Source organism: Tepidiforma bonchosmolovskayae (assembly GCF_008838325.1).
GTDB classification, from domain to species: Bacteria; Chloroflexota; Dehalococcoidia; order Tepidiformales; family Tepidiformaceae; genus Tepidiforma; species Tepidiforma bonchosmolovskayae.
On record NZ_CP042829.1, the window covers coordinates 160,110 to 174,956 of the forward strand.

General features: G+C 66.6%; 16 protein-coding genes. 1 reads left to right on the top strand and 15 read right to left on the bottom strand.

Annotation, left to right across the window (positions count from 1 at the left end; translation table 11 throughout):
• Window positions 1–36 precede the first annotated feature (36 nt).
• Window positions 37–1,125: a pyridoxal-phosphate-dependent aminotransferase family protein gene (locus tag Tbon_RS00810; protein ID WP_225734657.1), complete on the bottom strand. Its 1,089-nt coding sequence runs from the start codon at window positions 1,123–1,125 to the stop codon at window positions 37–39.
• 211 nt (window positions 1,126–1,336) lie between these two features.
• Here Tbon_RS00810 and Tbon_RS00815 point away from each other — a divergent pair, with 211 nt between their 5' ends.
• A complete protein-coding gene (locus tag Tbon_RS00815; RefSeq protein WP_158065849.1) occupies window positions 1,337–1,978 on the top strand; it encodes a redox-sensing transcriptional repressor Rex in 642 nt (213 codons plus the stop codon).
• 403 nt (window positions 1,979–2,381) lie between these two features.
• Here the strand turns inward: Tbon_RS00815 and mreB are convergent, their stop codons facing one another.
• From mreB to Tbon_RS00885, 14 genes are all read right to left on the bottom strand, one after another.
• Window positions 2,382–3,446 (bottom strand): rod shape-determining protein, encoded by a 1,065-nt coding sequence (gene mreB, locus Tbon_RS00820; protein WP_098503797.1) that lies wholly within the window; start codon window positions 3,444–3,446, stop codon window positions 2,382–2,384.
• Window positions 3,446–4,717 (bottom strand): UDP-N-acetylglucosamine 1-carboxyvinyltransferase, encoded by a 1,272-nt coding sequence (gene murA / locus Tbon_RS00825; protein WP_158065850.1) that lies wholly within the window; start codon window positions 4,715–4,717, stop codon window positions 3,446–3,448. Before murA ends, mreB begins: the two co-directional genes overlap by 1 nt.
• Window positions 4,718–4,813: 96 nt before the next feature.
• Window positions 4,814–5,257, bottom strand: coding sequence for a F0F1 ATP synthase subunit epsilon (locus Tbon_RS00830; RefSeq protein ID WP_158065851.1), 444 nt, complete (start codon window positions 5,255–5,257; stop codon window positions 4,814–4,816).
• Window positions 5,258–5,260: 3 nt separating this feature from the next.
• Entirely contained in the window at window positions 5,261–6,664 is a 1,404-nt protein-coding gene (gene atpD, locus Tbon_RS00835; RefSeq protein ID WP_158068211.1) for a F0F1 ATP synthase subunit beta, read from the bottom strand.
• A 52-nt stretch (window positions 6,665–6,716) separates the two neighbouring features.
• Window positions 6,717–7,376: an HAD family hydrolase gene (locus tag Tbon_RS00840; protein WP_158065852.1), complete on the bottom strand. Its 660-nt coding sequence runs from the start codon at window positions 7,374–7,376 to the stop codon at window positions 6,717–6,719.
• Entirely contained in the window at window positions 7,373–8,254 is an 882-nt protein-coding gene (gene atpG / locus Tbon_RS00845; RefSeq protein ID WP_158065853.1) for an ATP synthase F1 subunit gamma, read from the bottom strand. The genes Tbon_RS00840 and atpG overlap by 4 nt, the downstream gene beginning before the upstream one ends.
• A 50-nt stretch (window positions 8,255–8,304) precedes the next feature.
• Window positions 8,305–9,807 (bottom strand): F0F1 ATP synthase subunit alpha, encoded by a 1,503-nt coding sequence (gene atpA / locus Tbon_RS00850; RefSeq protein ID WP_158065854.1) that lies wholly within the window; start codon window positions 9,805–9,807, stop codon window positions 8,305–8,307.
• Window positions 9,808–9,839: 32 nt separating this feature from the next.
• Window positions 9,840–10,373: an ATP synthase F1 subunit delta gene (gene atpH / locus Tbon_RS00855; RefSeq protein WP_158065855.1), complete on the bottom strand. Its 534-nt coding sequence runs from the start codon at window positions 10,371–10,373 to the stop codon at window positions 9,840–9,842.
• Window positions 10,374–10,375: 2 nt separating this feature from the next.
• The gene (gene atpF / locus Tbon_RS00860; RefSeq protein ID WP_158065856.1) at window positions 10,376–10,885 is read right to left on the bottom strand and encodes a F0F1 ATP synthase subunit B; all 510 of its coding nucleotides are present in this window, start codon (window positions 10,883–10,885) and stop codon (window positions 10,376–10,378) included.
• Window positions 10,886–10,934: 49 nt separating this feature from the next.
• Entirely contained in the window at window positions 10,935–11,201 is a 267-nt protein-coding gene (locus Tbon_RS00865) for an ATP synthase F0 subunit C (protein WP_158065857.1), read from the bottom strand.
• Window positions 11,202–11,264: 63 nt separating this feature from the next.
• Entirely contained in the window at window positions 11,265–12,596 is a 1,332-nt protein-coding gene (locus Tbon_RS00870; RefSeq protein ID WP_158065858.1) for a F0F1 ATP synthase subunit A, read from the bottom strand.
• 7 nt (window positions 12,597–12,603) lie between these two features.
• On the bottom strand, window positions 12,604–12,831 hold the full coding sequence (locus Tbon_RS00875; protein WP_158065859.1) for an AtpZ/AtpI family protein: 228 nt from the start codon (window positions 12,829–12,831) through the stop codon (window positions 12,604–12,606).
• A gap of 114 nt (window positions 12,832–12,945) precedes the next feature.
• Complete coding sequence (locus Tbon_RS00880; RefSeq protein ID WP_158065860.1) at window positions 12,946–13,488, bottom strand: bifunctional nuclease family protein; 543 nt, start codon at window positions 13,486–13,488, stop codon at window positions 12,946–12,948.
• 70 nt (window positions 13,489–13,558) lie between these two features.
• Complete coding sequence (locus Tbon_RS00885; protein ID WP_158065861.1) at window positions 13,559–14,824, bottom strand: MFS transporter; 1,266 nt, start codon at window positions 14,822–14,824, stop codon at window positions 13,559–13,561.
• Window positions 14,825–14,847 lie beyond the last annotated feature (23 nt).

Here is a 14,847-nt window from a genome sequence, read left to right on the forward strand (position 1 = left end):
GGCCCGGGGCAGGAACGTGCGGGTGTCCGGGTGCAGCTAGACCCGGGCGCGAGCTTCAGCGAGAAGCTTTTCGACGACGTCGAGCGCCTCGGCGACATCGGCCTGCTGCACCCAGCCGAGATGGCCGACGCGGAAGATTTTGCCCTCGAGCTTGCCCTGGCCGCCGCCAAGGACAACCCCGAACTCCTCGCGGGCGCGACGGCTGATTGCCTTGCCGTCGACGCCTTCCGGCCACCAGACAGCGGTCACGGTGTTGGACGCATACCGCTCATCGACGGGGACGAGCTTGAGGCCCATCGCCTTGACACGTTCGCGGGTGTAGCTCGCAATCGCTTCGTGGCGGGTGAAGATCCCTTCGAGACCCTCTGCGCGCATCAGCTCGAACGCCTTGTCGAGCGCGTAGTAGACGGACATTGCCGGCGTCCACGGATTCTGGAGCTTCGCAAGCGAGTCACGCGTTTTCGCTGCGTCGAAGTAGAAGCGGGGCATCTTCGCCTCGGCGTTGGCGGCCCAGGCGCGCTCGCTCATGTACACGAAGGCGAGGCCCGGCGGGACCATCCAGCCCTTCTGCGACCCGGAGACGACGACGTCAAGTTCCCACCGCTCCACCGGGCACGGGATCGAGCTCATGCTACTGACGGCATCAACGAGGATGAGCCGGTCCCGGGCGCGGACCTCGCGGGCGATGGCTTCGAGCGGGTTCGTCACACCGGTCGAGGTTTCGTTGTGGGTCACCAGGACGGCCTTGATCGACGGGTCGTCGTCGAGCATCCGCGCGATGACGGCGGGGTCGGCCGCTTCGCCCCATTCGGTCGCGTAGCTGACGACGTCGGCGCCGTACGCCTTCGCAATCGACTTGAAACGGTCGCCGAAGGAGCCGATGGAGACCGAGAGCACGCGGTCGCCCGGGCTGAGGGTGTTGACGATGGCGGCTTCGAGGCCGCCGGTGCCGGAGGTCGTGAACGAGAGGACGTCGGTCGAGCTTCCGAAGACCCAGTTCAGGCCGTCGGTGACGCGGCGGAGGATCTGGGCAAACTCAGGGCCGCGGTGGTTCATCATCTGCTGCGCACCCGCTGCGAGGACTTCCTCTGGGCAGGGCGTCGGGCCGGGGATCCGCAGGTTCACAGTCAACTCCGGGAAAGTGGTGTGTCCATCGTCAGCGGTCATCGGCGATGGGTCAATCGAAGATGGCCGCGCATGCCATCGGGATATTCGAACGGCAGTTGGTTATTACTCGTACGGCTCTCTTCGACGACCCAATCGGATGCTGCAGTTGACCCGCAGATGGGCTCGGGCATATAGTCCGCCGAAAGTTACGGATTTCACAACCCCCGCCATGACGCTCGAAATCCCCGAAGTCGTCATCAACCGCCTGCCGGTGTATGCCCGCGCACTCGCCGACCTCGCGGCGCGCGGCGAGACGGTCGTGAGTTCTCAGGCGCTCGGTGAGATGCTCGACGTGACGCCGGCGCAGATTCGGAAGGACCTGAGCTATTTCGGGCGGTTCGGCAAGCAGGGGCGCGGCTACAACGTGCAGGGGCTCCTGGCCAAGCTGCGGGAGATTCTCGGCATCGACCGGCAGTGGCGGGTGTGCCTCGTGGGGGTCGGCCGGCTTGGCCAGGCGATTGCCGAGTACGGCGGGTTCGGGCCGCAGGGGTTCCAGATCGTTGCAGCCTTCGATGCGAATCCGGACGTCGTAGGCAAGCAGGTCGGCGGCGTGACGGTGCGCCACATCGACGACCTCGACGAGTACCTGCGGGCAAACCGGGTCGACATCGGCATTGTGGCGGTCCCGGCGACGGAGGCGCAGTCGGTGGTGGATCGGCTCGTCAATGCCGGCATCAAGGCGATCCTGAACTACGCGCCGATTACGGCGCACGTGCCGCGGGATGTCACCATCCGGCATATCGACCCGGTGCTTGCGATGCAGAGTATGACCTTCTACATCAAGCGGAGCGAGAGCAGCGGGGCGAAATAGGCGGCACCGGCGTGCCGGTCGACGGCGAGCGGCAGGGGAGCCGGGCGTCTCGCCGCATACCGTCCGCACGCATCTCCAGCGGGTCTACTCCGCGCCGGGCCTTCGGTCCAAGGTCGAAACTCGCAAACCGGTTTGAGCGGCAGGATGCCCGGGAGCGATCGCTCCGGATGCTTTTCGGAGCGCCCTCTTGTTGGCCGTGAGCGGCGGCAGGGCAGCGCCGGCTGGCGCCGCGATGGCCCGCGGGCTGGACTCGTGCCAAGCGGCGATGGCGGAGGGTGCACGGGGCGCAAGCGCGGTGTAGCAACCGGCGTCGAGCTGGTGGGCGGTTAGAATGCACCGATACGGCGGCGCGCCTGGCGATTGAACCGACCGGAATTAGCTGGAGCGGCGGGGCCGGCCCCGGTCAGCGCTGGTCGGCCTGGGGGAACATCCCGACGAGGTTCTCCTCCTCGGTCGGCAGGCTGCGCTTAATGACGTCGAGGTGGTCAAGGGCGATGCCTGCGCCGATGGCGACGCACTCGAGCGGGTTATCGGCCACGTAGCACGGGACGCCGGTCTCCTGGGTCAGCAGTTCATCGAGGTGACGCAGGAGGGCGCCGCCGCCGGTGAGCACGATCCCGCGGTCGATGACGTCGGCGGCGAGCTCGGGCGGGGTCTTTTCGAGGACCGCCCGGACTGTCTGGACGATCGTCCCGAGGCAGTCCTGGATGGCCTGGGCGATCTCGGTCGAGGTGAGCGAGATCGTTTTCGGAAGGCCGCTGAGCTGGTCGCGGCCGCGGACCTGCGTGGCGAGCCCTTCATCGAGCGGGAGGGCGCTGCCGATGGCGATTTTGATTTCCTCGGCCGTCTTCTCGCCGATGATGAGGTTATGTCGCCTGCGAACGTAGGCCATGATGGCCTCGTCGATGCGGTCGCCGGCCATGCGGACCGACTCCGAGACGACGATGCCGTAGAGCGAAATGACCGCCGCCTCGGTCCGGCCGCCGCCGATGTTGACGACCATGTTGCCGCGGGCCGTGCCGATGGGAATCCGTGCGCCGATCGCTGCGGCGAGCGGCTCGGGGACGAGGTGGGCCGGCTTGCGGGCGCCTGCCTGCTCGGCGGCATCGCGGACCGCGCGCTGCTCGACGCTGGTGACGCCGGCGGGCACGGTCACCATGACCTCGGGGCGGATGAGATTGAATCTGCCGGTGATGAGGCCGATGAAGTAGCGGAGCATCGCCTCGGTCGTGAGGTAGTCGGCGATGACGCCGTCGCGCATCGGCCGGATGACGCTGATGGAGCCGGGGGTGCGCCCCTGCATCGCACGCGCTTCGTTGCCCACGGCGACGATGGCGTTGTCGCGGTTATGGCGCGCGACGACGCTCGGTTCGTTGACGACGATGCCCTGGCCCTTGACGTAGACCAGGATGTTCGCGGTGCCGAGGTCGATGCCGACTTTCTTTGGGGCGAGGAATTCGAAGGCCATCAGGCTCGCTCCACCTCGACCCCCATGGTACGCAACTTCTCGTCGAGCCGCTCATATCCCCGGTCGAGGTGGTAGATGTCGTCGATGATGGTGGTGCCCTGGGCGACAAGGGCAGCAAGCAGCACGGCGGCACCGGCCCGGACATCGAGCGCGCGCACGCGGGTGCCGTGGAGCGGGGTGGGACCGGAGACGATGGCCGACGAGCCGGTGGACACGATTTCGGCGCCCATTTTGCGCAGTTCGCTGACGTAGAGCATGCGGTTGTCGAACACGCGCTCGTGGATGATCGAGACGCCGTTTGCCTGTGTGAGGAGCGCGCCGAAGGGAGCGTGGAGGTCGGTGGCCAGGCCGGGATACGGCAGCGCCTGGAAGCTGACCGCGCGGATGGGCTGCCCGCCGCGGACGCGCATGCCGCGGGGCTCCGTCTCGATCAGCGCCCCAGCGGCCCGGAGCTTGTGCAGGAGGGCATCCATGACCGGCCATGGCGCCTCCTCGAGGAACACCTCACCGCCGGTCATCACCGCAGCGATGGCCCAGGTGCCGGCTTCGATCCGGTCGGGCATGATGCGGGCGCGCACGCCGTGGAGCCGCTCGACCCCATCGATTTCGAGCATCTGGCTGCCGACGCCGGTGATCCGGGCGCCCATCGCATTGAGGAGATGGCAGAGCTCCTGCACCTCCGGTTCGGTGGCCGCGTTGACGATGGTGGTGTGGCCGCGCGCGAGGACTGCCGCCATCATCACGTTCTGGGTGCCCGAGACGGATGGATAGTCCATAAACACGCGGGTGCCGACCAGTCCCGCGGGCGCGCGGGCGACGAACCGCTCGCCTTCGCGGGTCACCGTGGCGCCCATGGCTTCGAACCCGGACAGGTGGACATCGATGGGGCGCTGGCCGATGACGTCGCCGCCGGGCGGCGCTGAAGCCGCGAAGCCGTGGCGTCCGAGCAGGGGCCCCATGACCTGAAACGAGGCGCGGTTTTCGCTGATCAGCTCCGTCGGCGCTTCGAAGGTGGCGACCCGTGCCGCGTTCAGGAGGAGCGACCCGCCGGGCAGCCGCTCGACCACAGCGCCAAGCGCACGGAGCAGGTCCGCGAGCGAGTCGACATCGGAGATGTAGGGGACGTTGTCGAGGATGACGTCCTCGTCGGTGAGGAGCGCAGCACACATCGCCGCGAGGGCGTGGTTCTTGGCGCCGGAGATGCGGATGCGGCCGTGCAGGACTGCCTCACCCTGCACGATGTACCGTCCGCCGCGGACTCGGGTGGTCATCTCGAAGGCCAGTCTAGGGCGTTCGCCGGCATCAGGCGAACGGCAAGCTGCAACGGCACGCCTGCCTGCGCAGGCCCCCGTGCCCGGGGCGCCGAACTAGACCTGCGGCCGGCCGGTGGTCCGGCGGCGGCGCTGCTCGGCGACGCGCAGGCGGAGGAGGGCGCGCTGGAGGGCCGCCTGGGCGCGCGCGAGGTCGACATCGCGGTCAGCCTGTTCGCGGTAGCGGCGGATCCGTTCCTCGGCGCGGCGGCGAGCCTCTTCCGCGCGGGCGATATCGATCTCCTCGGCGGCTTCCGAGGCGTCGGCGAGGATGGTGACGTGGTCGTTCCGGACTTCGAGGAACCCGCCGGTCACGACAAACGCTTCCTCCTGCCCGGCGCGGCGGATGATCATTTCGCCGGGTTCGAGCGTCGTCATGAGGGCAGCGTGCTTCGGATAGATGGCGAGCTGCCCCTCGGCGCCGGGGACGATGAGGACGTCGACGCCCTGTTCGACGCGGACCACGCGCTCGGCCGTAATAAGTTCGACCGTTAGCGGCATCGATTACTCCTGTGCCAGGCGCCGGCCCTTTTCGACCGCGCTATCGATGTTCCCGACCATGTAGAACGCCTGCTCGGGCAGGCCGTCGTGCTTGCCTTCGAGGATCTCCTTGAAGCCGCGCACGGTTTCGCGGACCGGGACGTACTGGCCCGGGTTGCCGGTGAACTGCTCGGCGACGAAGAACGGCTGGGTGAGGAACCGCTGGATCTTGCGGGCCCGGGCAACCGTCAGTTTGTCTTCGTCGGAAAGTTCGTCGATGCCGAGGATGGCGATGATGTCCTGCAGGTCCTTGTAGCGCTGGAGAACGCGCTGGACGCCGCGGGCGACCTCGTAGTGCTCCTGGCCGACCACGCGAGGCTCGAGGGCGCGGGAGAACGAGGCGAGCGGGTCCATGGCGGGGAAGAGCGCCTGCTCGGCGAGGGAGCGCTCAAGCGCGACGACCGCGTCGAGGTGGCCGAAGGTCGTGGCCACGCCCGGGTCGGTGTAGTCGTCGGCGGGCACGTAAATCGCCTGGAACGAGGTGATCGAACCCTTCTTCGTGGAGGTGATGCGCTCCTCGAGTTCGCCCATCTCGGTGGCGAGGGTCGGCTGGTACCCCACAGCCGAGGGCATGCGGCCGAGGAGGGCGGAGACCTCCATGCCCGCGAGGGTGTAGCGGTAGATGTTGTCGACGAAGAAGAGGACGTCGCGGCCCTCTTCATCGCGGAAGTACTCGGCCATGGTGAGGCCGGTCAGCGCGACGCGGAGGCGCACGCCGGGCGGCTCGTTCATCTGGCCGAAGACCATGGCCATCTTCGCGAGCACGCCGGATTCCTTCATTTCATGCCAGAGGTCGTTGCCTTCGCGGGAGCGCTCACCGACGCCGGCGAAAACGGAGTAGCCGCCGTGCTCGCGGGCGATGTTGGAGATGAGTTCCTGGATGACCACGGTCTTGCCGACGCCTGCGCCGCCGTACAGGCCGACCTTCCCGCCGCGGACGAGCGGGGCAATGAGGTCGATGACCTTGATGCCGGTCTCGAGGACGGAGGGTGCGGTTTCCTGCTCTTCGAAGGTTGGCGGCTCGCGATGGATAGGCCAGCGGGGTGCGTCGTCGGGCGCGGGGAGGTCGTCGATCGGCTGGCCGAGGACGTTGAACATGCGGCCGAGCGCCTTCGGGCCGACAGGCACCGAGATCGGCGCGCCGGTATCGACCGCGCGGACACCGCGTCGGAGGCCGTCGGTCGAGTCCATCGCGAGGCAGCGCACCCAGTTGTTGCCGAGGTGCTGCTGGACCTCGGTGACGAGGACCGAGCCATCCTCGCGGATGATATTCACGGCGTTGAAGAGCGCCGGGAGCCGATCCGGCGGGAACTCCACGTCGATAACGGTACCGATGATTTGGACAACGCGACCTTCGGTGGCAGTCATGACCATGCGTAGACCTCCGCGAATGTAGCAACGAGCGTGGGGTGCGCCGTGTTCATGCGGCAGCCCCCGTGAGGAGTCCCAGGTCGACCTGGGTCAGCGATTCAAATTCCCGGTCAGGGTCGGGGAGCGGCAGCCCCCGGGTGTACGGGGTGCGAACGGCCCAGACCGTCATGCCGGCAGCGCGTGCCGAGAGGATGCCTGCGGGCGCATCTTCGAACGCCAGGCACCGCTCCGCCGGGACGCCGAGGCGCCGGGCGGCGAGCCGGTAGATGGCAGGGTCGGGCTTTCCTTCGTCGACGTCGCTGCCGGTGACGAGGACGGGGAAGGCATCGCGCAGCCCGATCCGCTCGAGACATGCCTCAACCCACGGCTGAATCGATGACGAGGCAACCGCAAGCGGCACGCCTGCCCGTTCAAGCGCACGAACCAGTTCAACAGCCCCCGGCAGCGGCTCGGCTTCCGAGCGGTACTTGGCGAGGATAATCTCGCGGTAGACGGCTGCGTATTCGTCGAGCGGCCGGCGCAGCCCGAGGTCGCGCGCCATGTCCCGCCAGCCGGTCTTCGTGCCCATGTACGGTTTGTACGCTTCGAGGGAGATGGAGAGGCCCTCTTCGGCGAGGAGCTCGTTGACTGCGCGGAAATGCAGCGGCTCGCCGTCCACGAGGACGCCGTCCATATCGAAGATGACCGCTGCGAACCCGGCCAGTTTCAACCCTCCAGCGCGGCGGCGCCGCCCACGATATCGAGCAGCTCCTTGGTGATCTGCTCCTGGCGGGCCTTGTTGTAGGTGAGCGTCAGGTCGCGCGTGATCTCGTTGGCGTTGTCTGTCGCGTTCTTCATCGCGACCATCTGGGCGCTCTGGAAGCTGGCGGCGTTCTGGAGCACCGCCTCGTAAACCTGCATTTCGACGTAGCGCGGCAGGAGCTGTGCGAGCACCCGGTCCGGCGACGGCTCGAAGATGTAATCCTGGGCGAACGTCGAAGCGCCCGCCTCGTCCTCCCCTATGCGCGGCGGCTCGATTGGCAGCAGCTGACGGATGACCGGCCGCTGCGTGGCCGTCGAGACGAACTCGGGGTAGCTCACGTAGACGCGGTCGAACAGGCCGGCGAGGTAGTCGTCGATCACGAGCCGTGCGATGGGCGCGACCTGCGCCTGGCCGGGATAGTCTCCGAGATCGGTGAACTCGGCGATGACATTGACGCGGGCACGGATGAAGAAGTCGCGGCCCTTCTTGCCGACGGCGATGACTTCGACGGGTTCGCGCTGTGTCGCGACGAAGGTGCCGGCGCTCCGGTTGAGGTTGGAATTCAGGCCGCCGCAGAGGCCGCGGTCGGGCGTGATGTGGAGGAGCGCGATGTTCTTCACCTCGCGGGTGACGAGGAGCGGGTGCGCCGGTTTCTCCGGGTCCACGGTCGCGGCCGCGAGGCCGGCGATGACGGTCCGCAGCTTTTCGGCGTACGGCTTCGCCTGGAGCGCGCGGTCCTGGGCGCGGCGCATCTTGGAGGCTGCGACGAGCTGCAGCGCGTTCGTAATCTTCGCCGTGTTCTTGACGCTCTGGATGCGTCGCCGGAGCTGCCGGATGGTGGCCATAGTTGCTTACGTTCCCTTCGCGGTGACCGTCTGCCGGGCGTGAGATTCGCCTAGTACGGCACCGTCTCCTTGAAGGTCTTGATGACGTTCGTGATGCGCTCCTGGAGCTCGGGCGTCATCACCGGGTTGGCCTGGATCTCGTCAACGAGCGCCTTCTCATTGCTGGCCAGGTACTTGCGCAGCTCGTTTTCAAACGAACGGATCTTCCCCACCGGCACGTCATCGAGCATGCCGCTCGTGAGCGCGTAGATGACGAACACCTCTTCGGCGAGGCTGAGCGGCTGGAACTGGTCCTGCTTGAGGATCTCGGTGGCGCGCTGGCCACGTTCGAGCTGCCGGCGGGTGGCGGCGTCGAGGTCGCTGGTGCCGAACTGGGCGAAGGCTGCAAGCTCCCGGTACTGCGACATCTCGGCCTTGAGACCGGCCGACACGGCCTTCATCGCCTTCGTCTGGGCGGCCGACCCTACGCGGCTGACTGACAGGCCGGTGTTGATTGCTGGCCGGATGCCAGCGTTGAAGAGGTCGGTCTCGAGGTAGATCTGGCCGTCCGTAATGGAGATGACGTTGGTGGGAATGTACGCGGAGACGTCGTTTGCCTGCGTCTCGATAATCGGCAGGGCGCTGAGCGAGCCCCCCTTCTCGAGGCGGGCCGCCCGTTCGAGCAGGCGGCTGTGCAGGTAGAACACGTCGCCGGGGTAGGCCTCGCGGCCCGGCGGCCGCCGCAGAAGGAGCGACATCTGGCGGTACGCCCAGGCGTGCTTGCTCAGGTCGTCATAGACGATGAGCGCGTCGCGGCCCGATTCCATGAACTCTTCGCCCATGGCGCACCCGGCGTACGGGGCGAGGTACTGGAGTGCGGCCGACTCGGAGGCGTTGGCAGCGACGACGATGGTGTGCTCCATCGCGCCGTACTCCTCGAGCAGACCCACCACCTGCGCAACCTTCGCGGCCTTCTGGCCGATGGCGACGTAGATGCAGATCAGGTCGCCGCCCTTCTGGTTAATGATGGTATCGAGGGCGATTGCGGTCTTGCCGGTCGAGCGGTCGCCGATAATGAGCTCGCGCTGGCCGCGGCCGATCGGGAACATGGCGTCGATCGCCTTGATGCCCGTCTGGACCGGGACCGAGACGCTCTTGCGCAGCGTCACGCCGGGGGCAATTCGTTCAACCGGCCGGGTTTTCGTGGTGTTGATGGGGCCTTTGCCGTCGATGGGGTTGCCGAGCGGGTCGACCACACGGCCGATAAGCGCATCGCCGACCGGCACTTCGATAACGCGGCCGGTGGAGCGGACCTCGTCGCCCTCCTTGATGCCGGCGTAGTCGCCGAGGATGACGGCGCTGACCGACTCTTCCTCCAGGTTCAGCGCAATGCCCATGGTCCCGTTGGCGAACTCCAGCAGCTCGGAGTACATCGCCCCGGAAAGCCCGTGGATGCGCACGACACCGTCGCCGGCCTCGATCACCGTGCCGACATCGGTGGCGGTGACCTTCGACCCGAAGTGTTCGATTTGCTCGCGAAGGATCGACGCGATTTCTTCAGCGCGAACTGCCATACGGCATTACCCCTTCCTGACTGCCGTGCCCGTCACCGGGCACCCTCCAGTTCACGACGCAGCAGCTTGAGCCGCGTCCGGATGCTTCCATCGATAAGGCGGTCGCCGACGCGGATGATGGCGCCCCCGATGATGGACGGGTCCACCTTCGTCGCGGCGATGACCTTTTTCCCGAACCGTTCGCTGAGCTGGCGCTCGATTGCGGCGACCCGCTCAGGCGGCAGCTCGACAGCCGTGGTCACCTCAGCGTGGGCAATCCCTTCGTAGTCGTCGGCGAGCCGGTTAAAGGCGTCGGCCACGGCGCGGGCGTCGAGTGACCGCCCTTTCTGCACCAGGAGTTTCGCCAGGTTCATGACCAGCGGCGAGACGACGAGAACACGCTCAAGGGCCGCGAACTTCTGCTCCAGCGGGATTTTCGGGTCTGCGAGCATTGGTGCGAGCTGCGATTCGCTCAGCACCGTCGCGACATCGTTGACTTCGGACCGCCAGGCCGAGACCTCACCGCGGTCGCGGGCGAGCTCGAACGCAGCCTGCGCGTAACGCCGTGCCGCAGCGATGTTCGCCATCGTCAGTTCCCGCTAAACCGGGACTCGGCCAGCGTCTCTTCGATGACACGCTGGTGTGCCTGGGAGTCGAGCGACTGGTTGATGACCTTTTCCGCCGCGGCGACAGTGATGGCGGCGAATTCGCGGCGGAGCTCGGCGATAGCCCGGTCCCGTTCGAGCTGAATTTCGTTGCGGGCCTTCTCGAGGGCGGCCTCGCGCTCGCGCGCGGCCTGTTCCTTCGCCTCGGTCTCGATGCGCGTTGCGATAGCCTGGGCGTTCGCAACGATCTCCTGGCCCTCCTTCCGGGCGGCCTCGAGCTGCGCCTGGATGTTGGCCTGCGCGGATGCGGCCTCGCGCCTCGCAATCTCAGCGGCGTTGAGCCCTTCGGCAATCCGCTGCTTCCGCTCGTCGAGCATCCGCAGCACAGGCCGATAGAGGGTAAACCGCAGGATGACCAGCAGGATGGAGAAGTTCACCAGCTGGGCTACGAGCAGCGGCACGCTGATACCGAGGGCGGAAAATGCCTCGCCCATGGCGAAACCCCTTTCGTTCGCCCGGCCGTTGACGCGGCCGGACGCCGGACTAGATGACGAACGCGATGATGAGCGCGGAGAGCAGCGCGTAGATGCCGATGGCTTCCGCGAAGGCGACGCCGAGAATCATGTTCGTCTGGATGGCGGCGCGGGCTTCCGGATTCCGGCCGAGGGCTTCCATCGCCTTGCCGACGAGCATGCCGATGGCGAGGGCGGGCGCGATGCCGCCGACGGCCATCGCGATGGCAGCGCCGATTGCCTTGGCGCCGTCGGTCTCGAGAATGACGAGGAACGGCAGATAGCTGAGAAGGTTCATGACTGATGTGCCTCCGTTGCACCCTTCCACGGTGCGCTGTTCTGGAATGCCTGCGAACAGGCGCTAGTGCGCCTGGACTGCCCCCGGTTCGAGATGATGGACGTCGGCATGGCCGCCGCCCGGGTGATGCCCGTCGTCGTGGCTGTCGTGATGCTCCTCATCGCCATGGTGCTCAACGGCACCGACCGCGAAGACAAGGAGCAGGAGGGAGAACACGATGGCCTGGATCAGACCAACGAACATCTCAAGGCCGTAGATACCAAGCGGCGCGATGAACGGAACAAGGAATGTCAAAATCAGCAGCAGGACGCCGCCGGCGAAGATGTTGCCGAAGAGCCGGAAGGCGAAGCTGATGATGCGGATGAACTCGGAGAGGAGCTCGAGGATACCGACGAACGTGAGGATCGGATTTTTCAGCGGATTGATGAAGAACTTGCCGAGGTAACCGAACCCGAGGGACTGGAATCCCCAGAATTCAATGACAAGGAAGGCGAAGATGGCAAGCGCCAGCGTGTTATTCAGCTCGCTGAAGGCTGCGCGGAAGAACGGATAGACCAGCGCAATCTTGTCGCCCGGGAAGTCAAGCGCCGTGAAGGTCGCACCGAGCGCGTGGCTGCTCACGCCGTGATGACCATCGGCCTCGCCGCCGTGACCGTGGTCGTCAGCGGCGATGAACTTGGGCGCCTTCGGGTCGGCCTGGAGCGCGGCGAACGCTGCCTCGACATCCGCCTTCTCGGGCTCGCCCTCGCCGTGCGCGGCATCGGCGGACGGCTTGAAGTCGGTGTAGAACTCGGCGAGCGCGATGATGTACCGGTCGAGGGCTACGGACGGCTCTTCGCCGCTATGGATTTTGAACTTGAATGTGCCGGCGCCGGTCTGGGCGAGACCGACCCCGCCGGCATCTTTCATTTGCCAGGCAAGGAAGTGCTTGTCCTTATCGAACGGCTTGCCTTCCTCGGCTTTGAGCTGGATCTCGTGGAAGATTTCGTGGCCGTAATCCTTGGTCCAGCCGATTGATTTAAAGATCGGTGTGAGGGCGATCCAGTTGGCAACGAGGATGAAGAGGAAGAAGGTGCCGACGACGGGGAAGAAGCGCCGCGCGTTCTTTTCACCGGCAATCTCTTCAACCTGGCCGTACAGGAACTCGATGACCGATTCGATGAAGTTCTGGGCGCCGGAGGGAATGAGCTTCATGCCCCGGGTCATGGCGAAGGTCCCGAGGATGAGGACAGCCATCGCGAGCCAAGAGGCCATGAGCGTTGAGGTGATCGGCATGAAGCCGACCTTCCACACCACCTCGCCGGGGATGACGATGTGGGGTTCGGGCCCGGCAGCGACGATGAAGCCGGTCGCCAGGACCGCCAGGACGACGACTGCGATCAGGATGATTTTCAAGCCGACCTCACTCCGGTGGCTCGTCGCCGAGCCGGCTCATCAGGGGCTGCAGCATACGGTAGCCGCCGATGAGCGCAACGGCTAAGCCGACGACAATCCCGACGAGCGTGAATGTGGGCTCGAGCCCGGTCCGGTCATCGGCCCAACGACCAACGACCACCCCGAGGATGACGGCGGTTGCGAAGAACCACCCGGCGCCGAGGAGGCTGGCTGCGGGTACGAGCCAGCTTTTCACGCGCCACCCCGGGGGCGCCCGGCCTCCAGACCCCGCGCATCATAGGGCGATTGTGAAGCAATGCGCAAGCGGACCCGGGAAATCGTTGGCCCGCCACCTGGGCGGGCCACGACGCTAGCGCTTGTCGAAATCATCGAGGTCGAGACCCTCGATGAACTCCTTGAACACGCCCAGTTTTTCGAGTTCCTCCGGGTCGGCCGGCTTCGTCTCCTCGAGCGGACGGGCGGGCGCCGAGCGCTCTTCGCTTTCGTCGTTCTCATCGAGGATGACGCCTGCGCGGTCGAGCACGGATTCTTCGGCGAAGATGGGCGCATCGACCCGGACGGCGAGCGCGATCGCGTCCGAGGGGCGGCTGTCGACTTCGAGCGTGCGCCCATTCACATCGAGCACGATGCGGGCGTAGAAGGTGTCGTTCTCGAGGTCGTTGACCACGATGTAGGCAACGCGGGCGCCGAGCTGCTCGATCATGTTCCGGAGGAGGTCATGGGTGAGCGGACGGGCGACCGAAACATCCTGGAGGCGAACGGCGATGGCATCAGCCTCTGCGGGGCCGATCCAGATAGGGAGGTAGCGGTCGGAATCCTTTTCGCGCAGGATGACTACGCGCTGGTAGTTCATGAGGCTCAGCCGGATGCTCTCGATGCTCAGCTCTCTCATGTGAGCCCTCCCGGGAGGCTGCGGGTGCGGCCCTCCCTGGGTCGATGATAGGTTCGGCCGGATCAGGGAGTCAACGATGCGCGAATTCCACAGCCCGCGGGCCCCGGTCGGCGCCGCGCCCGCTGCGGAGGTTCGCCACGGCGACAGCGCCGGTCGCGAGCGCGACGAGGGCGAAGACGGGCGCGACGCCGATCACGTCGCTCAATGCACCGGCCGCGACGACTGGTATCGAAGATGCGACGGCGGCCATCGCCGCCTGGGTGGCCCCGACCCTGCCCCTGAGGCTAAGCGGCACACGGTCGTCGATCACCGTCTGACCGGCGACCGACACCACGGCGTAGGCAAAGCCGAGCGGGAGCATGACGGCCATCGCGATGACGCCGCCGCCATCGAACCGGCCGATGGAGACGCTATTGAGCCAGGAGAACATTCCGAAGCCGCCGAGGAATACCGCGAGCTGGTTGACGATGGCCAGCAGTCCCAGGCAGCTCACAAAGATCACGAACCCGGCGCTGCTCAGCAGTGAATGCGGAACGCGCCGGGCAAGAAAGCCGGCCACCCGCAGGCCCGCGGCAACGCCGACGACGGCAGGAAGCAGGACAATCGCGCCGAAGTCGATCCGTACGCCCAACACGTCGGTGATGTACGTCGGGATGAGACCGCTGAGGATGATGACCGTCGCGGAGATGAGCGTCAGCTCAACGGCGGCGTGCAGTACGGCGCGGTCGCTGCGCATCGCGCGCCAGCCGGCGGTCCACCAGCGGCCCCCGGGCTCGCCGCCGACCTCGCGGCGGTCCGGCGCGGCCGTGCTGCCGATCAGCAGGGCCTGGACTGCTGCGAGGGCGAAGAGCCCTGCGCAGATGGCGAACAGGACATCACGGGACTCGATGAGGCGCAGGACGACTGGCGTGACGACACCGAGGCCGATGGCCTGGGCAGCGCCGCCGACGGCCTGGCTGATGGCGTTGGCGCGGGCCAGCTCGTCCCGCCGGACGATTGCCGGAAGGATGGCGCTCTCGGCAGTACCGGCGAACTGGGATGTCGAGGCGAGGAGGACCGCGAAGGCGTAGTAGCTCACCGTGCTCCCGCCTTCGCGGAGGAAGGCGACGCAGAGGAGCACGCGCGTGACATCGGCAAGGACGACGATGAGACGTTTGGGGAGGATATCGGCGGCCGTCCCGGCGACAATCCCGGCGACGGTCGAAGGCACGACGAGGGCGAGGACGAGGAGGGACGTATAGACGGCCCTGCCGGTCTCCTCGGTGATGAGCAGGACAAGCCCGAAGTTCAGGGCGTTTTGGGCGACCCGGGATGAAAACCGGGTGTAGCTGAGCATCCGAAACGGACGCTGCTGCCACA